Origin of the sequence: Actinocatenispora rupis (assembly GCF_016861975.1) — a bacterium.
GTDB classification, from domain to species: Bacteria; Actinomycetota; Actinomycetes; order Mycobacteriales; family Micromonosporaceae; genus Actinocatenispora; species Actinocatenispora rupis.
In genome coordinates this window covers 109,757-130,194 of sequence record NZ_BOMB01000004.1, presented here as the reverse complement: position 1 = coordinate 130,194, position 20,438 = coordinate 109,757, and the positions used below count along the sequence as shown (strand labels likewise).

The following is a 20,438-nucleotide window of genomic DNA, read 5'->3' as shown; positions in this document are numbered from 1 at the left end:
GTCGGACGGTCAGGGGGTCGACGGCGGGCGGGGTTCCGGGGGCCGGGTGGCGAACGCGCCGGCGTACGCGGCGAGCGCGGCCGTACGGGCGGCGTGGTCGGGCAGGTCCGGGTCCGTCGGCGTACGCAGGATCACCAGGTGGTGGTAGAGCGGCGCGGTCGCGGCGACCAGCAGCCGCCGCGCCTGCGTGTCCGGCGGCAGCTCGCCCCGGGCGACGGCCCGCTCGACGACGACCTCGCAGCGGGCGTACCGGTCGTCCCAGAGCCGCTGCTGCGCCTCGTTCGCCTTGGTGGAGCGGAACGAGGCGGCGATCAGCGCGGCGACGACCGGCGGTTCGGCGAGCAGCGAGTCCTGGATCTCGTGGTTCAGCGCGGCCAGGTCGCCCACCAGCGAGCCGGTGTCCGGCGGCTGCCAGTCGTCGGCACCGGCCGCGTCGAGTACGTCGGCGAGCAGGCCGCCCACGTCGGTCCACCGCCGGTACACCGTGGCCCGGTGTACGCCGGCGCGGGCGGCGACGGCGTCGACGGTGAGCCCGTCGTACCCGTGCTCGCCGAGTTCGGCGCGGACGGCGTCGAGGACCAGGGCACGGATCCGGGCGGTACGGCCGCCGGGGCGCCGGCGCGGCCCGGGCGGGGTGTCGTCGGGTGATGGTGCAGGTGAGGAGGTCGTCACAGGCGAGTCCGGTTGCTCGGCGGGGGGAGTCGTGTCACCATCTTAATGCAGCAGTTGTCGCACTAATGGCGTCGCCCCTGGTCCGGGTCGCGTCCCGTGCACCGGACCAGGAAGGCCCCACCGCCATGCCGCTCGTTCCCGCCGACCCGACCGTGCTGCACCCGGTGCCGGGGCAGCCGCGGGTGGTCCTGCTGAAGCCGCTGGTCACCTCGCCGCTGATCGAGGTCGGCGACTTCTCCTACTACGACGACCCCGACGACCCGACCGCGTTCGAGACCCGCAACGTGCTCTACCACTACGGGCCGGAACGCCTCGTGATCGGCAAGTACTGCGCGTTCGGCACGGGCGTCCGGTTCGTGATGAACGGCGCGAACCACCGGATGGACGGTCCGTCGACGTTCCCGTTCCCGATCATGGGTGGGTCGTGGTCGGAGCACGTCGACCTGATCGCGGGGCTGCCCGGCCGCGGCGACACGGTGGTCGGCAACGACGTCTGGCTCGGCTACGGGGCGATGGTCATGCCGGGCGTACGCATCGGGCACGGTGCGATCGTCGCGTCCGGCTCGGTCGTCGTGGACGACGTGCCCGACTACGGCATCGTCGGCGGCAACCCCGCGCGCCTGATCCGCCGCCGGTACGACGACGCGGACGTCGCGCGGCTGCTCGCCGTCGCCTGGTGGGACTGGCCGCTCGACCACCTGACCCGGCACCTGGCCACGGTCATGTCCGGCACGGTCGACGACCTGGAACGCGCCGCGCCGGCCTCCTGATCACTCCGTCGGGACCGTCCACCCAGGACCGTCCATCCAGCACAGTCCATCCACGGACCGTCCATCCAGGACCGTCCATCGTGGACGGTCCAATTCGGACACGGTCCACCAGGACGGTCCCCGACGCAGTCCACCGAGGACAGTCCACCGTGGACGGTCCGCTCCGCACCGCCCATCCCCGTACCGAAGAAACGGACACGACAGCATGCCTCTCGCGCCCACCGACCCGTTCGCCGGCTGGCTGCGCGGTCACGCCGTGCCGCTCGACCACCTCGACCCCGCGGCGCCGCTGGACGACCTGGCGCCGTTGGGCGCCGCGACCGGTACCGCCCGGGTCGTCGCGCTCGGCGAGAACTCGCACTTCATCGAGGAGTTCTCGCTGCTGCGCCAACGGATCCTGCGGTACCTGGTCGAACGCTGCGGCTTCACCGCGCTGGCGTTCGAGTACGGCTTCAGCGAGGGGTTCCCGCTCGACGACTGGGCGCGCGGGGAGGGCGCGGACAACGACCTCGCCGCGCACCTGGCCGGTACGATCCCGGTCGGTGTCGACGCGCCGCTGCGCTGGATCCGTTCGTACAACAGGGATGCGGCGCGGCCGGTCGGGTTCGCCGGGATCGACGTGCCCGCGGCCGGCGGTTCGCTGCTGCCCGCGCTGACCCCGCTCGCCCGGTACCTGCGGCTGGTGGATCCGGAGGTGGTGCCGGCGTTGGAGGAGGCAGTGCGGATCGCCGGGTCGTTCGCTGGCGGGTCGGCGGCGGTGGCCGCACCGCGCTGGTCCCGGTTGCCCGCCGCGGAACAGGACACCCTCACCGCGGTACTGTCCCGGCTCGCCGTCCGCTTCCGCGCCATGGAGCCGTTGTACGTCGAGCGCAGCGACCAGGACAGCTACGACGTGGCCGTACGGCGGCTGGCGGGCGCCCGGCACGGCGAGTACGGGTTCCGCGCGATGGCGGAGCTGTTCGCCGGTGGCGGGCTGACCGCCGACACCTCGGCGCGCGACGCGTACATGGCGGGATCGGTGCTGTGGCACCTGAACCGGCTCGGCCCCGACGCGCGGATCGTGCTCGCCGCGCACAACGCGCACATCCAGCAGGAACCGATCTCGTTCGGCGGGCGCCTCACCGGGCTGCCGATGGGCCGGTACCTGCGGCGCGCGCTCGGCGACGGCTACCACAGCCTCGCCCTGACGAGTACCGGTGGGCGGACGGCGGAGATGCGGCGGGACGAGGCGGTGCCGTTCGGCTTCACCGTCGAGGACACGCCGCTCGCGCCGCCCGAGCCGGGCAGCGTGGAGGCCGCGTTCGCCGACGCCGGCCTCGGCCCCGCGTACGCCGATCTGCGGGCGGTGCCGGCGGATCTCGCCGGCCCCGACCGCATCCGCATCCAGGGCGCGTACGTGCACACGCCGGTGCGCGCCGCGTTCGACGGCGTCGTCGCGGTCCCGACCTCGACGGTGATCGCCTGACGGTCAGGGCGTGAGCAGCCCCCAGCGCGCCGACCAGACCGCGACCAGTACGCCGGCCGCGACGAGCACGGTGAGGCGGATCCGTTGCGCGCCAAGCACTGTGGCACGTCCGCGTACGATCACCACCGCAGTGCTCGCGGTCAGTGCCGCGGTGGCCAGCGCCAGTACCTGAAGCGCCAGCCACGGTACGGCCCGGCCCGCGACGGCGGGTGCCGCGGCCGCCCCGCCGGTCACGTACACGGACAGGACGAACGCGAGGGTGCCGAGCACGGTGGCGAGCCCGCAGCCGGCCAGCCACCGCGACAGCCGCCGCGCCGGTACGGGCAGCGGGCGGCGGCGCAGCGCCAGCCCCGCGACCAGGCTCCCGGCGAACGCCACGACGAGGACGGCGATCAGCGCGACCTGCACCGGCGCGTCGTCGTACCGGTGGTGGCCGGGGGATCGGCTCGCCGCGGCCTGCGCCGGGAACCGTTGCGCGCTGGAGACCGGCGGGTGGCCGGCGACGACCCGGTGCACCCAGCTCGTCATCGCCGGCACGTACCCGGGGGCGAGCGTGCCGGTCGGGTGGCCGGCGACCGTCGGGCCGCCGAGGCGGTCGAAGCCGTCGCCGGTGCGCCGCCCGTTGTGCGCGGCGCCGGCCACGAACCGGATGGTGACGGACGGGTCGGCGGCCAGCGCGCGGCGCAGGATCCGGGCGCTCTCGGCGGGCGGCACCTGCACGTCGTGGTCGCCCCACAGCGCCAGCACCGGCATCCGCAGCCGGGCGAGCACCGGCACCGGATCGTACGACGCCTCGGGGAACAGGCCCGCGCCGCCGACGAGTCGGGCCCCCGGACCGGCGACCGCGCCGACCAGCGAACCGCTGATTCCGTTGTGCCGCAACAGGTTCGTCAGATACCACGTCTGCGTACGCAGTGGCGACAGTCCCGGCGCGCCGAGCGTCACCAGGAACGCGACGTGCCCGCTGCGTACGGCGGCGAGCGGGGCCACCCAGCCGCCCTCGCTGAACCCCCACAACCCCACCCGGTCCGGGTCGACACCCGGCACCCGACGCAGCGCCGCCACCCCCGCCGCCGCGTCGTCCGCGAGCAGCCCGAAGTCGCGGTGCAGCGTCGAGTACCCGGCGGTGCGCTTGTCGTACACGAGGGTGGTGATGCCGGCGCGCGCGAACGCCGCCGCCTCCGCCCGGTACTCGGCCCGCGGACCGGGCCCGGACCCGCCCACCAGGACGATCCCGGGTGTCGGCGTACGGCTGCCGCGCGGCGCGACCACCGTGCCGTGCAGCGTCAGCCCGCCCGCGCCGCGGAACGTGACCGCGCGGTCCATGGTCGGCGCCGCGCTAGCGCCCGGGACGGGTGCCAACACGGCCAGCGGTACGGCCAGCGCCACGGCGGCGGCCAGCCGTTTGAATCCGAACAGCACGGTGTGCTCTCCTTTGCGTGGAGGGTCGTACGCGTGAGGACACGCCCGCGGGCGTGGTGGTGCGGGCCTCCGCCGCCGGGCCGTCGAGCTGCAACTCGACGGCCCGGCCCCGTGCGGCGGCGGTGGATCAGTCGTCCGGCGGCTGCGGGAAACCGAACAGCCGCAGCGCGACCGCCCGGGTGCCGGGCGAGTCCGCCGGCTCCGAGTACCGGTAGAGCAGGGCGATGTACTCCTCGAAGAACTCCTTCATGCGGGGCAGTTCGAGGTGGATCGTGGCGCGGGAGAACACGAACGCGTCCGCCCACTCGCCGAGGTCCGCCGCCCCCGCCTCGAACCTCTCGTACTGCTCGATCAGCTCGGCGAGGTGTTGCCGGGCGAGCTGCGCGCTGGCCGCCCGCATCGCCGCGTCCTGCCGGCTGTACGGCGGGATGCGGCGGTCGCCGGGAACCGGGCGCCACCACCGTTCCCGGCCCTTGGCCAGCTCGGGCACCTCCTCGATGAAGCCGTGCCGGGCCATCTGGCGCAGGTGGTAGCTGACCAGTCCGGTGCTCTCGCCGAGCTGGCGGGCGACCTGCGCCGAGTTGGCCGGGCCGTCGCGCAGGCACGCCTCGATCCGGCGGCGGATCGGGTGCGCGAGCAGGCGCAGGGCGGCGGCGTCGGTGATCTCCTCGGCGGGCGGCTGCTCGGTCACGCGCTCACCGTACCGAGTTGCAAAGGGTCTTTGCAACCTACCTTTGCAACTCCGCGGGTGTGCCGACGATCTCCGTTGCCGCGGCCCGGCGGGACGGGCATGATCGGCGCGTGGTCGATCGAGTCGAAAGTCCGGGTACGTCGTGCGCCGTGCACGTCGCGGCGCCCGTGTCGCGGGTGTGGGAGCTGGTCACCGACATCGCGCTGCCCGCCCGGCTCAGCCCGGAGCTGTACCGCGTCGCGTGGCTCGACGGCGCCGACCGGGCCGCGCCGTACGCCCGGTTCGAGGGCTTCAACCGCAACGACGTGCTCGGCGAGTGGCGCACCGTCTCGTACGTGGTGGAGCTGGTCGAACCGCGCGTCTTCGCCTGGGCCGTCACCGACGCCGACGGCCGGTACGGCGCGCCCACGTCGGACCCGGCGCGCCCGATGGCGACCTGGCGGTACGAGCTGGCGCCCGAGGACGGCGGCACCCGGCTCCACCAGTCCGTCGTACTCGGGCCCGCGCGCAGCGGCGTCGACCTGGCGATCGACCGCTGGCCGGACCGCGCGGAACAGATCGTCGCCACCCGGCTCGCCGATCTCCGCGCCGCCATGGCGACCACCCTCGACGGCATCGCGGCGCTCGCGCGGCACTGACCCGCGGTCCGGATGCCGGGGCTCCGCGGCCGAAACGGCCCGATCCGCGACACCGGCGACCGTCGTCGGGTTCGGGAAACCTGCCGTACTTCCCGGTGTCGTGTGGCGGTCGACCGATCCCGGCCACGGACGTGCGATGCTCGAAACCACAGCGCAGCGCACGAGGGGCGGACGCGATGGCTGCCGACCGGTACGACGCCGACAGCGAGAACGGCGACCACGTCGCGGATCCGTCCGCGGAGGCCCTGCTGGCGTTGCTCGCCGCGCTCGACCGCGAGCACAACACGTTCGTCACGCTCACGCCCGCCGCCGGACGCGACTGGTACGCCTCGGTGTCGCTGCTCGCCGACGGCACCTACGAGGTGGAGCGGCGCGACCCGGCCCGCCGGGAGCCGCGGCTCACCACCGCCACCGACCTGCCCGCGCTGGTCCGCGAACTGACCGACTGGCTCGCCGACCGGGTCGGCCCCGGCAGCCGTACCTGAGCCGGATCCGCTTGTCCACCAAGCGAACCCGGCCCTCGTACGTCACTGGACGGCGGCGTGCACCATGTCGGACAGTCGCTGCAGCCGCTCGTACGACCGGCTCTCCTCCATCAGGCCCGCGGACAGGAACGTGAACGTGACGTCGCTGTCCGGGTCCACCCAGAACATCGTCGACCCGGCGCCCAGCCCGCCGAACGTGCGCGGCGACGCCAGCGTGCCGAACGGCATCGGGTAGATCCCCGTGCCCCGCACCCAGAACCCCATGCCCAGGTGCGCCGGGAAGTCCGGCCAGCCGCGCAGACCCTTGGCGTACACGAAGAGTTGGTTGGGTTCGTCGCCGGTCTGGATCGTGGTCGCCACCCGGAGGCTGGCCGGGCTGACGATCCGCTGCCCGTCGAGGGTGCCGCCGCGCCGCATCGCCTCCGCGAACCGCACGAGGTCGTGCGCCGTGGAGAGGCAGCCGCCGGCCGGGATCTCGGTCTCCTCGGTCAGCGTCGCGGCGAGCCCTTCCAGCGCGGCCGGATCGAACAGCCCCGGCGACCGGTCGCGCGCCACCACCGGTACCCGCCGGTCGGCGAGGTCCGGCCGCAGGCCCAGCGCCGTGTCGTGCATGCCGAGCGGCGCGAACACGTCCTCCGCGAGGATCTGCCGGTACGGCCGGTGCCCGCCGTCGACCCGGCGCAGCACCTCGGCCAGCACCGAGTGCGCCGCGACCATGCTGTAGTTGACCGTACGGTGCGGCGTGGACTCCGGCGGCAGCGCCGCGACGGCCGCGGTCACCGCACCGATGTCCGCGATCTTCTCCGGTGGTACCGGCGGGAAGCTCGTCATCAGCCCGGCACGGTGCACGATCAGGTCGCCGACCGTGATGGTCTCCTTGCCGCAGGCGGCGAACTCCGGCACCACCTCGGCGACCCGCGTGGTCAGCGCCAGCCGGCCGGACTCCACCGCGCGCAGCGCCGCGACGTTCGTGAAGTGCTTGGCCAGCGACATCGTGAACCACACGTCGTCGGCGGCGACCCGGCGGCCGGTGGCCCGCTCGGCGAAGCCGATCCGTTCGTCGAGTACGACCTCGCCGTGGCGGGTGACGACGAGCGCGGCCCCGTCGTACCGCTCGGCGTCGATGTCCTGCTCGACCGCGCGTACCAGGGCCGCGAGCTGTGCCGGGACGAGTCCCTGGCCTTCCGGTGTCGTCACTGTGTGTCCTCCCCAGGTGGATATTCGCGAGCCTAACCGCCGCCGGCAACCCCGCTCCGGAAAGTCCACAGTGGACGTCCGCGTTTCCCTTGCCACGCCTGCCGGTACGCGCATGCGAGCGTGCCGGTGCCGGCGCGCGGGTGGCGGCCGCCCGGGTCGGCGGCGTGCCGGCGGTCCACCGATCGTGGCTACCACTTGTCATGCAAGCATTCACTTGCCTATGGTGGGGTGGTGGGCGACGACGTCTTCCGGGCGCTGGCCGACCCGACCCGCCGGCGTATCCTCGACGAGCTGGCGGAGCGGGACGGTCAGTCGCTGTTCGAGCTCTGCGGCCGGCTGGCGACCCGGCACGGTCTCGGCCTCAGCCGGCAGGCGGTCAGCCAGCACCTCGCCGTCCTCGAAGCCGCCGACCTCGTCCGCACCCGGCGCGAGGGCCGCTACAAGTTCCACGACCTGAACACCGCCCCGCTTGAGCGCATCCTGAACCGGTGGCTCAGGCCCGACGTACCGGGGAGCACGGCATGCGGATCAACCTGACGAGCGTCTTCGTCGACGACCAGGACAAGGCCCTGCGCTTCTACACCGAGGTGCTGGGCTTCGTGAAGAAACACGAGGTACCGGTCGGCCAGCACCGCTGGCTCACCGTCGTCTCGCCCGACGACCCGGACGGCACCGAACTGCTGCTGGAGCCCGACGAGCACCCCGCCGTCGACCCGTACCGGTCGGCGCTGGTCGCGGACGGCATCCCCGTCGCCGCGTTCGCCGTCGACGACGTCCGTGCCGAGTGCGAGCGGCTGCGCGGCCTCGGCGTGCGCTTCACCCAGGACCCGGTCGAGATGGGTCCGGTCGTCACCGCGGTCCTCGACGACACCTGCGGCAACCTCATCCAACTCACCCAGTACGCCTAGGCGGTGAGGCCCTCGCGGTGGGCGACCGCGGCGGCCTCGGTACGGGTGGTCGCGCCGAGCTTGGTGAGGATGTGCGAGACGTGCACCCCGGCCGTACTGGGGGAGATGTGGAGGCGGTCGGCGATCTGCCGGTTGCTGTGGCCCTCGGCGACGAGCGCGAGGACGTCGAGTTCGCGGGCGGTGAGGCCGTGGTCGTCCGGCGCGGGGCGGCCGAGCCGGGAGATGGCGCGGCCGAGCGGTGTCGCGCCGAGGTCCGCGGCGAGCCGGGCGGCGGTACGGAGCCGGTCGGCACCGCCCGTGCGGTCACCGGCGGCGAGCGCCACCCGGGCCGCGTGGTAGAGGCAGCGGGCCCGCTCGTACGGCTGGGCCAGCTCGTACCAGGTGGTCGCGGCGGCGTCCCAGCCGTCGTCGAGCGTCGCGCGCAGGGTCTCGTGCAGCGCCCGGTCGAGCGGGCCGTCGACGTCGAGCGCGGCGTCGGCGGCGGCGAGTTCGGCCCGGCGCTCGGCGATCCGGTCGTCCGGCGCGGTCTCCGCCCGAACGCGCTGGACGAGTGCGCCGGCGACCAGCAGCGGCCGGCTGTCGGTGCCGTGGTTCTCGCGCAGGGCCGGATCGGCGAGCGCGCGCCCCAGGTACCGGTCGGCGCGTTCGGGGTCGCCCTGGGCGACGGCGAGCAGGCAGCACAGTTCGTGCCGGGGGAACAGGCTCACGCTGGAGCGGGTCTCGACGTGTTCGACGGCGGCCGCCGCGCGCGCCGCCGCGGCGAGGTCGCCGCGCAGCAGGGCGAGCTGGCCGGCGAGGATCTGGAGCGACTGGCGGGCCACCGGCGGCGGGTCCTCGCCGAGCGCCTCCGTCACGACGGCGGCGGCCTCGTCCCAGCGGCCGGCGAGGATCAGGCTGCGTCCGGCGTACCGGGCGAGTTCGGCGCCGCGGCTGCGGGCGAGCCCGAGCCGCCGCGCCCGGCGTACGCCGTCGAGGGCGGCCCGCGCGCTGCGGTCCTGGTCGCCCGCGCGGGTGTGCACGGTCGCCTCGTACATCGGGACGGTGAGCAGCAGATCGGGGCTGTCGAGCCGTTCCGCGAGGGTACGTGCCTCGGCGAGCAGGGTCAGGTCGCCGGTCCGGGCGCCGACCCCGAGCAGCCCCCGTACGGTGACGGTCGGGTCGCCGGTGGCCCGGCCGATCCGCAGCGCCTCGGTGAACTCGGCCGCGGTGGGGGCCGCGACGGGCAGCCGGCCCATCGCGGTCATCCCGAGCAGCCGGCCGCGCTGCACCCGGTCGGGGTCGTCGGGCAGCAGCGCGAGGGCGCGTTCGAAGTCGGGGATTCCGGTGCCGTTGAGCCGGATGGTGAGCCGGCCGCGATGTTCCAGCAGCAGCGCGGCCCGCTCCGGGTCGGTCCGCTCCTCGACGGCGGTGAGGCCGGCGGTGGCCACGTCCACGCCGCGGGCGTACTCGCCGGTCAGCATGCACGCCTCGGCCGCCGCGGTCAGCACGTCGACCCGGTCGGCGCCGAGCCGGGCAGCCGCGTCCGGTACCCGGTCCCAGGCGTCGAGTACCCGGTCGAGCAGGTGCAACTGCTCCGCGTACGCGTACGACCGGTACGCGCGCCGCGCCGCCTCGTACGCGGCGGTCAGGGTTTGGTCGTGGTCGCCCGCGGCGGCGGCGTGCAGGGCGAGATCGGCGGGGGAGTCGGCGTCGCGCAGGGCCTCGGCGTACCGGGCGTGCAGCCGGGTCCGCTCGCCGGGCAGCAGATCCTCGTACACGGCCTGGCGGATCAGCGCGTGCCGGAAGTCGTACCCGTCGCCGGCGGTGACCAGCAGGCTGCGGTCGACGAGCAGCCGCAGCAGCGCGTCGTCGGCGTCGGCCACCGCGGCGAGCAGCCGGTGGTCGACCGGACCGCCCGCGACCGACGCCGCCGCGAGCAGCGCGCGGGCCGGTTCCGGCAGCGCGCGCGGACCGTACAGCAGCAGGTCGCGCAGGCTGTCCGGGGTACGTTCGCCCGCCGCGCCAGCGCCTCCACGTACAGCGGGTTGCCGTCGCTGCGCGCGTGCACCCGGCGTACCGCGGCGGGATCGGGCTTTGCGCCGAGGATCGCGGCGAGCTGGTCGCCGACCTCGGCCTCGGTGAGCCGGTCCAGCCGCACCGTCGTGGTACGCGGGCCCCGGGTCAGCTCGGCCAGCAGCGGCCCGGTCTCCGCCACCCCCGGCCGGTACGTGGCGAGCAGCAGCACGCCCGGCCGGGTCAGGTTGCGCGCGAGGAAGCCGAACAGTTCGCGGGTGGCGGCGTCCGCCCAGTGCAGGTCCTCGACCGCGACGACCAGCGGACCGGGCCCGGCGGACCGTTCGAGCAGGTCCAGCACCTCCTCGTACAGGCGGTGCCGGCCGCCGTCGCCCGTCGGCTCGCCCAGCTCCGGGAACCACCGCCCCAGCTCCCGGTACCGGCCGGGCGGCACGGTGTCGTCCCGGACCAGCTGCCGTACCACCGCGACGAACGGCGCGTACGCCAGGCCGTCGCCGCCGAGTTCGGTGCAGGTGCCGCGGAGTACCCGGGTCGGTGTGGTCCGGGCGAACTCGGCGAGCAGCCGGGACTTGCCGATCCCGGCCTCGCCGGCGACGAGCGCCACGGCGGGACCGTCCGCGACAGCGGTGCCGAGCGCCGCCGACAGGGCCGCGAGCGCCGCGCCGCGGCCGACGAACACCGGGCTGACCACCCGATCCGTTGCCATCGCGCCAGCATAGGACCTCTAAATACCGGGATCGCACGATGCGCGGTCGCTGTTCAGGCGGCGACGCTCGACGCATGACAGCACCCCACATCCGCGCCATCGCCGCCGACGAGATCGAGACGTGGGCCCGCATGATCACCGTCACGTACGGGCAGGACTGGCGCGAGGGCGCGCTCCGCAGCGTGCGGACGTCGATCGACCCGGCCCGGACCACCGCCGCGTACGACGGGCCCGAACTGGTGGGCGGGATGTCGGTCTACGGGCGGTCCCTGACGGTTCCGGGCGGGGTCACCCCGGTCGCCGGCGTCACGCTCGTCGCGGTCCTGCCCACGCACCGTCGCCGCGGCCTGCTCACCGCGATGATGCGCCGCGAGTTCACCGGTCTGTACGAAACGGGCGGGGAGGCCGTCGCCGCCCTGAACGCCGCCGAGGCCACCATCTACGGCCGCTTCGGGTACGGCGTGGCGAGCCATCTCGCGCGGCTCGACGCGGACAAGCGGCTGCTGGCCGTACGGCCGGACGTCGAGGTCGGCGACGGGACCGTACGGCTGGTCGACGCCGAGCAGGCCCGTCCCGTACTGGAGAAGGTGTACGACGCGGTCCGCCGGCACGGGGTCGGCTGGGTCGACCGCACCGAACGGTTCTGGACCGCCCGGCTGTACGACGCCGAGCACGTCCGCGCCGGCGCGACCGCGCTGCGCTTCGCCGTCCACCGCGAGCCCGACGGCACGCCCGCCGGGTACGTGCTCTACCGGTCGCGGCAGGACACCGTCGAGGTGGTCGAGCTGGTCGCCACCACCCGCCGGTCGTACGCGACGCTCTGGCGGTTCCTCGCCGACCTGGACGCGCACACCAGGCTCACGTACGACGCGGCGGTGGACGAGCCGCTGCCGCACCTGCTCGTCGACCCGCGCGCGGTGCGCACCACCGTCGTCGACAACCTCTGGGTGCGCCTGGTCGACGCCGGCCGCGCCCTCACCGCCCGCCGCTACGCCACCCCGCTCGACGTCGTACTGGAGGTCGAGGATCCGTTCTGCCCGTGGAACGCCGGGCGGCACCGGCTCACCGCCGACGGCGACACCGTCACGTACGAGCGCACCGGCGCGCGCGCCGACGTCCGGCTGACCGCCACCGAACTGGGCGCCGCGTACCTGGGCGGGACGACGCTGGACACCCTCGCCGCCGCCGGCCGGGTCGACGAACTGCGCCGCGGCGCGGTGGCCGTGGCCTCGGCCGCGTTCCGGGGCGGACGCGAGCCGTACCATCCGTCGGGCGCGGCGTTCCCGGCCTTCTGAGCCACGAAACCCCTTGGAGAGCAACGACATGACGACCACGGCACCCGACGGCCGCGCCGGCATCACCGCCGACCTGGTCCGGCGCCTGCTCCGCGCGCAGTTCCCGCAGTGGGCCGACCTCCCCGTGACGCCGGTACCGGTGGACGGCTGGGACAACCGCACCTACCGGCTCGGCGACACGATGACCGTACGGCTGCCCACCGCCGCCGGGTACGTCCCCGCCGTGGACAAGGAACACGAGTGGCTGCCGCGACTCGCGCCGCACCTGCCCGTCGCCGTACCGCCGGTCCTGGCGCGCGGCGCGCCCGGCGCCGGCTACCCGTACCCGTGGTCGGTGCGGGGTTGGCTGCCCGGCGAGACCGCCCCTCCCGAACGGATCGCCGACCTGCCCCGCTTCGCGCGCTCGGTGGGCGGGTTCGTCGTCGCACTGCACCGCTGCGACGCCACCGGCGGCCCGCTCGCCGGCGACCACAGCTTCCACCGCGGCGCCTCCCTGGCGTACTACGACGACGAGACGCGGCGCTCGCTCGCGACACTCGCCGGGCACGTCGACACCGCGCTCGCCACCGAGGTGTGGGACACGGCGCTGGCGTCGGAGTACGACGGGGATCCGGTGTGGTTCCACGGTGACGTCGCGCCCGGCAACCTGCTGGTGTCCGGCGGCGAGCTCACCGCCGTACTCGACTTCGGCACCTCCGGCGTCGGCGACCCGGCCTGCGACCTGGTCATCGCCTGGGGCATGTTCGCCGGCGCCAGCCGCCAGGCGTTCCGGGACACCGTCGCCGCCGACCCCGGTACGTGGGCGCGCGCCCGCGGCTGGGCGCTGTGGAAGGCCGCGCTCGTGATGGCCGACCGCCTCGACACCGACCCGGCCGAGGTCGCCGTCAACCGCCGCATCATCGCCGAGGTACTCACCGACCACCGCACGTCCCGCTGACCACCGCCTCCCGTGCGCCGGCACCGGCCACGGTCCCGGCCACGGCGGTCCCCGTCCCGGCTACGGAGGTCGTGGTCGCGGCGGTCCCGGTCCTGGCTACGGAGGACGTGGACGCTGTGCCGGGTGCGGTGGTCGCGGGCGCGGCGGTCGCGGGCGCGGTGCCGGAGCCACCAGACGAGCATCAGCCCGGTCGCACCGGTGTTGAACGCGTGCAGCGCCCACACCGGCCCCGCCGGCAACGTGCTCAGGTACACCGCCTGGAGCACGTTGCCGACCGTGGCGACGACCAGGTTCGCCCCGCTGTACGACGCCAGATCCCTGGTACGGGCGGCCTTGTACAGCATCGGCAGGGTGCCCGCCACGAACAGCATCGTGGCGACGGTTCCGGCGGCGGACGCAAGGTACGGCGGCATCGTGTCCTCACACTCGTCGGGCGGCGACGGGCACGGCCGGAACCGCCCCCTCCCGAAGACGTTCGGCAGCCCCGATCCGTGAGATGCCGCGCCCCGCCCGGCCGGCGCGCTGGCGGCGGTGGCCCCCTCCGCGAGGTGCGCCGTCGTCCGGTCCCGAACGCCGCGATGCCTGGACGTGCCGCGGCAACACCGATGCCGCGCCGCTCCCGGCGGCGTGCTGCGATGCGGTGGCCCAGTCCGCGAGATGCGCTGTCGGCCGGTCACGAACGCCGCTCCCCGTCCGGCCGGCGTGCTGGTGGTCCACTCCGCGGGATGTGCCGTTGAGATGCGCGTGGGTCGGTGACGAACGCCGCGCTGTCCGCACGTGCCGCGGCCCCGGTGCCGCGTACTCGACGCGTCGCCGGCCCGGCGCGCCCACACTGGCGGACGCGCCGCACGTATCGTCGGAGCCACACCAGTACACCGGAGGGACCGACGTGCCCGTCATCCACATCGCCGCGGCGCTCACCACCGACGACCGCGGCTCCTGCCTGCTCGTACGCAAGCGGGGCACGTCGGCGTTCATGCAGCCCGGCGGCAAGATCGAGCCCGGTGAGGAACCGCTCGACGCGCTCCGCCGCGAACTGTACGAGGAGCTGCGCCTCACCACCGCCCGCGCCGACTACACCGAGATCGGCGTGTACGACGAGGATGCCGCAAACGAACCCGGCCACCGCGTGCACGCCCACGTGTACCAGTTGGTGGTCGGCCGGGACGCACCCGTACCGAGCGCCGAGATCGCCGAGGCCCGGTGGGTCGACCCGCGCGACACCGCCGGCCTCGACGTCGCCCCGCTCACCCGCCGCCACCTCCTGCCCCTCCTCAGTACCTGACAACGGCAGCACCGGTCGCGCGCTCGCAACCCGCCGAGATCCTTGTGCCGCAACGGGACTGCCGATCTCTGCGGTGCAGGAGCCGCTGTGCGGGCAACGAATCCGCTCCGCACGGGGGCCGGACCCGAGCGCCACAGCGGTCTCGGCGGAGGCGACGGGAGCCTGCTCGGATCGTTGCGGGGCAGGGGAATCCGCTCCTCGGGTTACGCTCCGATCCCTGCGGCGCAACGAAGTGACCGCCGGCCTGGGGAACGTGGGTCCGCCCAAGCCTTGCGGCAGAACGGAATCCGCTGCCACCGTCGGGGAGCACGGGGGATCACGACGATTCGTGTGTCGACCGCGACGGCGACGCCGACCCGGAACACACCCACGCTCACCCGGCACCCGCTCAGGACGATGGGCGCACCGGCGTCACTGATCCGACGACGGATCCGGTGAAGGCGGAAGCACCGGCGGCTCCGGCGTCGGCCCAGGAGACCGCGGACCAGGAGACCGCGGACCAGGAGGCGCCATCGGGCCGTGCGGTGGCATCGGGCCAGGGCCAGCCGGTGCTGTCGTGGGAGGCGGCACCATCCGCGGCGGCAGGCCCCACGGGAACGGTGGATGCGTCGGCGCGAGCGGATGCGCCGAGTCCGGCGGACAGGCCACATTCGGCGGGTACGGCGGCGCGGACGGGTACGACGCAGCGGTCGGGTACGGCGGCGCGGACGGGTACGGCGCAGCGGACGGATACGGCCGGTACGGCGGGGTGACGGGTGGGTACGGGTGGCGCGGCGTGGCCGGGGCGGGGTGCCAGCGGCGCCGGGCGGCGAGCCGTACCGCGCGGACGGCGCGGACGTACCGGTTGGTCGGGGGGAGGGCGAGCAGCACGGTCACGGCGGCCGTACAGGCGAGGGTGAGGGCGGCGACGCCGGTGGACAGCCAGTGGTGCCAGCCCACGCTGGCGAACGGGTCGGTGAGCAGGAGGAGGGCGGCGACGAGTGCGGTGATCCCGGCGTACACCCAGGTGAGGATGCGGGCGGTGGTGCGGCCGCCGGCGTCGAACACGGCGAGCAGGACGGCGGTCGCGGCGGCGCACACAGCGACGCAGTCGAACAGCACGAGCAGCACCGTCGGTACGGCTCCGGCGGCGGGGTCGCGCGCCACGTTCCCAGCGTGCCAGGCGTACTGGGGGATGGCGAAGAGGGTGGCGACGGCGGCGGACACCCAGAGCGCCGCGGATCCGGAGAGCAGGAACGCCGCCAGCGACACGGCCGCCGGCCGGTCCGGTCTCGCGGCGGGCGCGGTCACGACGGCGCTCCCGTCGGCGGGCCGGAGCGGCGGCGGCGCCGGCCGAGCAGCAGGAAACCGAGCACCAGCCACACGAGTACGGGGAGGGCGGTGGCGAGGTAGAACCACGGGTTGCCGAGCGGCGAGGTGGGCGCGGGGCGCGGATCCCACGGCGGGCGCTGCGCCGAGCTGCCGCCGAGCCAGGTGGCGCCGGTGGTGTCGGCGACCGGGCCGACCCGCGCCGCGTCGGCGGCCGAGGCGAGGTGTGGATGGTCGCGCCGGAACGTCCCGCTCGACATGAGATCGCGCGGCACGCGGGTGAAGTCGACGCCGCCGTAGACGTACACGTTGGTGACGAGGTAGTTGCCGCGGCGGGTGGTGCGCTTGACCCGGAACTCGCCGTCCCGGTAGGACTTCACGTACGCGTGGTAGACGTCCTGCGGGCTCCACCTGACCCGCAGCGGCCAGGCGCTGACGTCCCCCGAGTCGATGATGCTCCGGTACGCAGTGGCCCGCGTCCGGCTGCGCTCCCGGTACCATTCGGCGGCGACCCGGCTGGCGTACACCCGGCGCAGGTCCGCGTACTCGGAGGCGCCGTTGATGGACGCCCGCACCTTCGGCAGGATCGTGCGCCGGAACAGGTCCTCGTTGTACCGCGTGTCGCTGCTCGGTTGGCCGGCGCAGCCGGCGGTGCCGCCGACCCCCTTCGACTTCAGGTACTGCGTCTCCATCTTCACGTCCAGCGGCGCCTTGAGGATGAACAGCCGGTCGCCCTCCTCGTGCACCACGGCGGTGCTCGGCACGATCCACTGCCGCATGGACAGGCACTTGCGTTCGCCGCGCAGCCCGGCCCAGAAGCGCGTGCCGGTCGAGGTGTTCGGGTTGATCAGCTTCGCGACCGTCTTCTTCATCCGGAAGTCGGCCTCCAGCAGGACGCGGCCGGCGTCGGTGGTGGCGAACCTGCGGTCCAGGATGCGGTCCGGCTCGTCCGGGTTGAGGTTGACCGTGAACGCGCTCGGCGGCAGCGCGAGCCAGGTGAAGAACGAGTCGGTGGCGAGCTGCGCCGCGGCGCGCCCACCGTACGACACCTTCTCGCCGGGCTTGCCGCTCACCTGGTACGCGTACTGCAGACCGGAACCGTACCCGCCGCTGTAGGTGTCCGACACGTACCGCAGCTCCAGGGTGGAGAAGTCGACCCCGCCGGGCCGCTGCACCGGCAGGTTCGCGTCCGCGGGGGTGTCGTACCCGAGGTCCTCGGCGAGCGTCTGGTCGAGGTCGGCCAGCGCCGCGGCGGTACCGGCCGAACTCGGCGAGCCGGCGATGGTGTCGTCGGAGGCGCCGCCCGCGTCGTACTGTCCTTTCGCGGCAAGGGATCCGGCCGGACCGGACGGTGTCGGGGTACTCCCGCCGCCGCTGGCGCCGCTGCCGCCCGGCGGCGGGGGCGGCGCGTTCGGATGCCGCACCGGGACGGCGGTCGACGGCCAGCTCCGCACGTACACGTTGGCGGTGTGGCCGCTGATCGCGGCCATCTCCCGGTTCAGCTTGTCGAGGAACGCCAGGTCGTTCGGATCGGGCTCGCTGCCGAACACGTACACCAGAGCCTTGCCGTTGCGCGCGGCGAACTCGGCGTAGTAGCGGGCCTGGGTGCGGTCGATCGGCGAGCTGCCCGACTTCAGCTCGAACAGCACCCCGCCCGATCCCGCCCGGAACGCGTCGCCGCGCTTGTTGCCCGTCACGCCGCCGAAGTGCTTGCGCAGCATCTCGTCCAGCAGGTATCCCTTACGCAGCAGGCCGACCAGCTTCGCGAAGTGCTCCTCGAACGCCTTCCCGCGCGCCTTGTTGTCCAGCACCGTGACGTAGTCGTCCAGGTACTCCTCCCAGTACGCCCGCTTCTGCTCGTCGGTGAGCGTCTCCCAGCGCGGGATGCCGGCCTTGCGCGCGAACATCTTCCAGCGACTGAGCAGGTGGTTCTTCGACCCCACCTGCCCGCGGTACGCGGTGCGCCCGGTCTTGATCGGCGCCAGCTTCGCGGTCGACAGGTCCGGCGAGTCCCACGGCATCTCGGTCCGCCAGAACCGCAACGACGGGTACGTGTACGACGGGTTCTGCGGCGCGCTCGCGAAGTGCGTGCCCGGTGTGGACGGCACCTCCGGCGGAAGGGCGGGAGCCGCGGCGGCCGGGGCGGCCAGTCCGGTGACGGCGAGAAGGAGGGCCAGCACGAGGCCCGCGGCGGAGACCCGGCGAGAGGTGAGCGACACGACGTTCTCCCGTCATGAGGAACGCGGTTCCACCGACGAGGATAAAACGGAACGTCAAGGATGAATCAGGAGGAGAAGTCCAGGTAGTGGGCGCGCAGCGCACCGGGCTCGGTCAGGGCGATCTCCAGCCACACCGCCGGGATCGACTCGCTCTCCGTCGGACCCACCCCTTCCACGTACTCGAACGTCTCGTCGGCGGCGAGCCGGTCGTCGTAGCACCACTCGCCGCCGAGGCCGAGCCGCAGCACCTCGCCCAGGTACCACGCCGCACCGTCCCGGAACGCGCGCGCCGCCGGGTCGTGCAGGGCCTCGGGCGACCGCACCTCCCGCCGCAGCACCGTTTCCAGGGCGTCGAGGGACTCGGGCGAGAAGTCCCACCGCACCTCCGGGTACCGCCGCGCCCAGTCGGGGAACGCCGCGCGCCGCTCGGCGAGCCAGCCGCGCAGGTGCGCCGAGTCCGACGACGGGGCGTCCGCGTTCGTCGGTTCCTTGACCGGATGCCAGCCAGGCCGCGCCGTCTCCCGCGCGGACACCGCCCGCCGCCACTCCTCGTACTGCGCGGCGAGCCGCCCGCCGTCACCCGCCGCCGCCATCACCAGCGCCACCGGCGCCACCGGTGCCAGCCCCAGCGCCGGATCCGCCCGTACGATCGGCGCGCCGCCGTCCGGATCGTCCGCCCAGCCCCAGGATCCGCCCGCCAGCCGCAGCAGCGACTCCCCGACGTACGTCGCGGCGGCCTCGACGAACGACCACTCCGGCAGCGCCGACCCCGCGCCGAACCGGTCGACCAGCACCCGACCCAGCGCGCGCAGCGAGTCGGCGCCGAAGTCCAGGTCGACGTCCTCGCCGTCCAGCGCCACGTCCGCCAGGTACATCAGGCGGAAGAAGATCTGCCGCCGCCACGCCGCCAGCGGTTCGTCCGTCCCAGTCATCACGCACCCCGTCGCCGGACCAGCATTCCCCGACCACTGTAGGCGTTGCCCGCCGCGTACCGCCGGGTGTGCCGGGTCGAGCGCCGGAAACCCTTGTGTGGCACGCGATCCCAGCTCAGTCTTCGTCCCAGAACGTGGCGGGCGGAACGGAGTCGTCCCACCCGAACCCGGCCCGCCGCAGCTGGACGCCGCGCACGATCGCCAACGCCCCGACGGCCAACGCCGGCAGTCCGGCCACGATGCCGCACGGTTCGAGGTTGGGCACGCTGAAAGCCTCCATGAACAGACCCATGACACACCAGCCGACGCCGACGGACGTGGTACGCCACGGGGTGATCGAACGGCGGAACATTCGGCGATCGTCGCACCTTGTTTGCGTACCGGGGAATCGGCCGGACGGTGGGGCCGTGGTTGACCTGGAGCGGGGTCCAGGTTGCACGATGGCGGCGACACGGCGTCCAGAAACAGGAGCGCGACATGACCACCGACCACCCCGTCACCACGACCCGTCGGCTCGGCCGGTCCGGGCTCGCCGTCAGCGCCCTGGGCATGGGCTGCTGGGCGATCGGCGGCGCGATGTCGGTCGACGGCGAACCGCGCGGCTACGCCGGCACCGACGACCAGGAGTCCCGATCCGCGGTACTGCGGGCGGTCGAGCGCGGCGTGACGCTGTTCGACACCGCCGACGCGTACGGGGCGGGGCACAGCGAACGGTTGCTGGGTGCGGCGCTGCACGACCGGCCGGACGTGTTGGTGGCGACCAAGTTCGGCAACGTCATCGACGAGCAGCGGCGGCGGCTGGTCGGCCACGACGTCTCCCCGGGGCACGTGCGGCGCGCGCTCGCCGCGTCGCTGCGCCGGCTGCGCCGCGACCGGATCGACCTGTACCAGATCCACACGCCGGACGTGTCCGCCGCGCAGGCCGACGACCTCGTCGCCGTACTGGAGGAGTGCGTGGCGGCGGGCACGGTGCGGTGGTGGGGTGTCAGCACCGACGACCCGGTCAAGGCCGCCTGGTACGCCCGCGGCCCGCACTGCACGGCGATGCAGGTCCAGCTGAACGTGCTGGACGACAACCGGGCGATGCTGGACCTGTGCGCCGAGTACGACCTGGGGGTGTTGTGCCGGTCGCCGCTCGCGATGGGCCTGCTCGGCGGCCGGTACGACGCGGCGAGCACGCTGCCGGACGACGACATCCGCGGCCGGCAACCGGAGTGGCTGCGCTGGTTCCGGGACGGGCGACCGGATCCGGCGTACCTGGGGCGGCTGGACGCGGTGCGCGCCCAGCTCACCGCCGACGGTCGCAGCCTCGCGCAGGGTGCGCTCGGCTGGATCTGGGCGCACGACGAGCGCGCCGTACCGTTGCCCGGGTTCCGGGACCGCGGGCAGGTCGACGACAACACCGGTGCGCTGGCGTACGGGCCACTGAGCGTCGAGCGGCACGACGCCGTGGAGGCCGCCCTGGATCGTCGCTGACGGCGGAATCGCCTGCGGC

The 20,438-nt window shown here is 74.2% G+C and carries 21 protein-coding genes; 11 read left to right on the top strand and 10 right to left on the bottom strand.

The window, feature by feature from the left end:
• Positions 1 to 9: 9 nt before the first annotated feature.
• Positions 10 to 582 (bottom strand): TetR/AcrR family transcriptional regulator, encoded by a 573-nt coding sequence (locus Aru02nite_RS04395; RefSeq protein ID WP_203655356.1) that lies wholly within the window; start codon positions 580 to 582, stop codon positions 10 to 12.
• 215 nt (positions 583 to 797) lie between these two features.
• On the opposite strand from Aru02nite_RS04395, the gene Aru02nite_RS04390 reads away from it, so the two are divergent.
• Together Aru02nite_RS04390 and Aru02nite_RS04385 are read left to right on the top strand one after the other, a co-directional pair.
• On the top strand, positions 798 to 1,442 hold the full coding sequence (locus tag Aru02nite_RS04390) for a CatB-related O-acetyltransferase (protein WP_203655070.1): 645 nt from the start codon (positions 798 to 800) through the stop codon (positions 1,440 to 1,442).
• A gap of 205 nt (positions 1,443 to 1,647) precedes the next feature.
• A complete protein-coding gene (locus tag Aru02nite_RS04385; RefSeq protein ID WP_203655068.1) occupies positions 1,648 to 2,907 on the top strand; it encodes an erythromycin esterase family protein in 1,260 nt (419 codons plus the stop codon).
• Between the two features lie 3 nt (positions 2,908 to 2,910).
• On the opposite strand, the gene Aru02nite_RS04380 is transcribed toward Aru02nite_RS04385, so the two are convergent.
• Positions 2,911 to 4,329, bottom strand: coding sequence for an alpha/beta hydrolase family protein (locus Aru02nite_RS04380; protein ID WP_203655066.1), 1,419 nt, complete (start codon positions 4,327 to 4,329; stop codon positions 2,911 to 2,913).
• A 127-nt stretch (positions 4,330 to 4,456) separates the two neighbouring features.
• Positions 4,457 to 5,020 carry an ArsR/SmtB family transcription factor gene (locus Aru02nite_RS04375; protein WP_203655064.1) on the bottom strand — a complete coding sequence of 188 codons (564 nt, stop codon included), beginning with the start codon at positions 5,018 to 5,020 and terminating at the stop codon, positions 4,457 to 4,459.
• Between the two features lie 110 nt (positions 5,021 to 5,130).
• On the opposite strand from Aru02nite_RS04375, the gene Aru02nite_RS04370 reads away from it, so the two are divergent.
• Both Aru02nite_RS04370 and Aru02nite_RS04365 read left to right on the top strand, forming a co-directional pair.
• Positions 5,131 to 5,658, top strand: a complete 528-nt coding sequence (locus tag Aru02nite_RS04370; RefSeq protein WP_203655062.1) for an SRPBCC family protein — start codon at positions 5,131 to 5,133, stop codon at positions 5,656 to 5,658.
• Between the two features lie 176 nt (positions 5,659 to 5,834).
• Positions 5,835 to 6,143, top strand: a complete 309-nt coding sequence (locus tag Aru02nite_RS04365) for a hypothetical protein (protein ID WP_203655060.1) — start codon at positions 5,835 to 5,837, stop codon at positions 6,141 to 6,143.
• A 42-nt stretch (positions 6,144 to 6,185) separates the two neighbouring features.
• On the opposite strand, the gene Aru02nite_RS04360 is transcribed toward Aru02nite_RS04365, so the two are convergent.
• Positions 6,186 to 7,340: a serine hydrolase domain-containing protein gene (locus Aru02nite_RS04360; RefSeq protein ID WP_203655058.1), complete on the bottom strand. Its 1,155-nt coding sequence runs from the start codon at positions 7,338 to 7,340 to the stop codon at positions 6,186 to 6,188.
• 228 nt (positions 7,341 to 7,568) lie between these two features.
• Between Aru02nite_RS04360 and Aru02nite_RS04355 the strand changes: the two genes are divergently transcribed.
• Positions 7,569 to 7,877 (top strand): ArsR/SmtB family transcription factor, encoded by a 309-nt coding sequence (locus Aru02nite_RS04355; protein WP_203655057.1) that lies wholly within the window; start codon positions 7,569 to 7,571, stop codon positions 7,875 to 7,877.
• Positions 7,862 to 8,248, top strand: coding sequence for a VOC family protein (locus tag Aru02nite_RS04350; RefSeq protein WP_203655056.1), 387 nt, complete (start codon positions 7,862 to 7,864; stop codon positions 8,246 to 8,248). Before Aru02nite_RS04355 ends, Aru02nite_RS04350 begins: the two co-directional genes overlap by 16 nt.
• On the opposite strand, the gene Aru02nite_RS04345 is transcribed toward Aru02nite_RS04350, so the two are convergent.
• Together Aru02nite_RS04345 and Aru02nite_RS04340 are read right to left on the bottom strand one after the other, a co-directional pair.
• Positions 8,245 to 10,110: a helix-turn-helix transcriptional regulator gene (locus Aru02nite_RS04345; protein ID WP_203655054.1), complete on the bottom strand. Its 1,866-nt coding sequence runs from the start codon at positions 10,108 to 10,110 to the stop codon at positions 8,245 to 8,247. The two genes, Aru02nite_RS04350 and Aru02nite_RS04345, sit on opposite strands and share 4 nt — an antisense overlap.
• Complete coding sequence (locus tag Aru02nite_RS04340; RefSeq protein WP_203655053.1) at positions 10,017 to 10,967, bottom strand: ATP-binding protein; 951 nt, start codon at positions 10,965 to 10,967, stop codon at positions 10,017 to 10,019. Before Aru02nite_RS04340 ends, Aru02nite_RS04345 begins: the two co-directional genes overlap by 94 nt.
• A gap of 74 nt (positions 10,968 to 11,041) precedes the next feature.
• Between Aru02nite_RS04340 and Aru02nite_RS04335 the strand changes: the two genes are divergently transcribed.
• From Aru02nite_RS04335 to Aru02nite_RS36435, 4 genes are all read left to right on the top strand, one after another.
• Positions 11,042 to 12,262: a GNAT family N-acetyltransferase gene (locus Aru02nite_RS04335; protein ID WP_203655052.1), complete on the top strand. Its 1,221-nt coding sequence runs from the start codon at positions 11,042 to 11,044 to the stop codon at positions 12,260 to 12,262.
• 28 nt (positions 12,263 to 12,290) lie between these two features.
• Positions 12,291 to 13,199 (top strand): aminoglycoside phosphotransferase family protein, encoded by a 909-nt coding sequence (locus Aru02nite_RS04330; RefSeq protein WP_203655051.1) that lies wholly within the window; start codon positions 12,291 to 12,293, stop codon positions 13,197 to 13,199.
• Between the two features lie 276 nt (positions 13,200 to 13,475).
• Positions 13,476 to 13,694 carry a hypothetical protein gene (locus tag Aru02nite_RS04325; protein WP_203655050.1) on the top strand — a complete coding sequence of 73 codons (219 nt, stop codon included), beginning with the start codon at positions 13,476 to 13,478 and terminating at the stop codon, positions 13,692 to 13,694.
• 394 nt (positions 13,695 to 14,088) lie between these two features.
• A complete protein-coding gene (locus Aru02nite_RS36435; protein WP_239076397.1) occupies positions 14,089 to 14,484 on the top strand; it encodes an NUDIX hydrolase in 396 nt (131 codons plus the stop codon).
• Positions 14,485 to 14,895: 411 nt separating this feature from the next.
• On the opposite strand, the gene Aru02nite_RS04315 is transcribed toward Aru02nite_RS36435, so the two are convergent.
• The 4 genes from Aru02nite_RS04315 to Aru02nite_RS04300 all read right to left on the bottom strand — a co-directional run bounded on the left by Aru02nite_RS04315 (position 14,896) and on the right by Aru02nite_RS04300 (position 19,295).
• Positions 14,896 to 15,774, bottom strand: coding sequence for a hypothetical protein (locus Aru02nite_RS04315; RefSeq protein ID WP_203655048.1), 879 nt, complete (start codon positions 15,772 to 15,774; stop codon positions 14,896 to 14,898).
• Positions 15,771 to 18,011 carry a hypothetical protein gene (locus Aru02nite_RS04310; protein ID WP_203655047.1) on the bottom strand — a complete coding sequence of 747 codons (2,241 nt, stop codon included), beginning with the start codon at positions 18,009 to 18,011 and terminating at the stop codon, positions 15,771 to 15,773. The genes Aru02nite_RS04315 and Aru02nite_RS04310 overlap by 4 nt, the downstream gene beginning before the upstream one ends.
• Before the next feature lie 65 nt (positions 18,012 to 18,076).
• Positions 18,077 to 18,943, bottom strand: a complete 867-nt coding sequence (locus tag Aru02nite_RS04305) for a hypothetical protein (RefSeq protein ID WP_203655046.1) — start codon at positions 18,941 to 18,943, stop codon at positions 18,077 to 18,079.
• 115 nt (positions 18,944 to 19,058) lie between these two features.
• On the bottom strand, positions 19,059 to 19,295 hold the full coding sequence (locus Aru02nite_RS04300; protein ID WP_203655045.1) for a hypothetical protein: 237 nt from the start codon (positions 19,293 to 19,295) through the stop codon (positions 19,059 to 19,061).
• Positions 19,296 to 19,420: 125 nt separating this feature from the next.
• Between Aru02nite_RS04300 and Aru02nite_RS04295 the strand changes: the two genes are divergently transcribed.
• Positions 19,421 to 20,419 carry an aldo/keto reductase gene (locus Aru02nite_RS04295; protein ID WP_203655044.1) on the top strand — a complete coding sequence of 333 codons (999 nt, stop codon included), beginning with the start codon at positions 19,421 to 19,423 and terminating at the stop codon, positions 20,417 to 20,419.
• The last annotated feature ends 19 nt before the right edge of the window (positions 20,420 to 20,438 follow it).

Coding starts and splice junctions, on each gene's coding strand:
- Aru02nite_RS04350 (WP_203655056.1), top strand. CDS start 7,862: ATGCGGATCAACCTGACGAGCGTCTTCGTCGACGACCAGGACAAGGCC.
- Aru02nite_RS04385 (WP_203655068.1), top strand. CDS start 1,648: ATGCCTCTCGCGCCCACCGACCCGTTCGCCGGCTGGCTGCGCGGTCAC.
- Aru02nite_RS04390 (WP_203655070.1), top strand. CDS start 798: ATGCCGCTCGTTCCCGCCGACCCGACCGTGCTGCACCCGGTGCCGGGG.
- Aru02nite_RS04340 (WP_203655053.1), bottom strand. CDS start 10,967: ATGGCAACGGATCGGGTGGTCAGCCCGGTGTTCGTCGGCCGCGGCGCG.
- Aru02nite_RS04365 (WP_203655060.1), top strand. CDS start 5,835: ATGGCTGCCGACCGGTACGACGCCGACAGCGAGAACGGCGACCACGTC.
- Aru02nite_RS04305 (WP_203655046.1), bottom strand. CDS start 18,943: ATGACTGGGACGGACGAACCGCTGGCGGCGTGGCGGCGGCAGATCTTC.
- Aru02nite_RS04300 (WP_203655045.1), bottom strand. CDS start 19,295: ATGTTCCGCCGTTCGATCACCCCGTGGCGTACCACGTCCGTCGGCGTC.
- Aru02nite_RS04335 (WP_203655052.1), top strand. CDS start 11,042: ATGACAGCACCCCACATCCGCGCCATCGCCGCCGACGAGATCGAGACG.
- Aru02nite_RS04330 (WP_203655051.1), top strand. CDS start 12,291: ATGACGACCACGGCACCCGACGGCCGCGCCGGCATCACCGCCGACCTG.
- Aru02nite_RS04295 (WP_203655044.1), top strand. CDS start 19,421: ATGACCACCGACCACCCCGTCACCACGACCCGTCGGCTCGGCCGGTCC.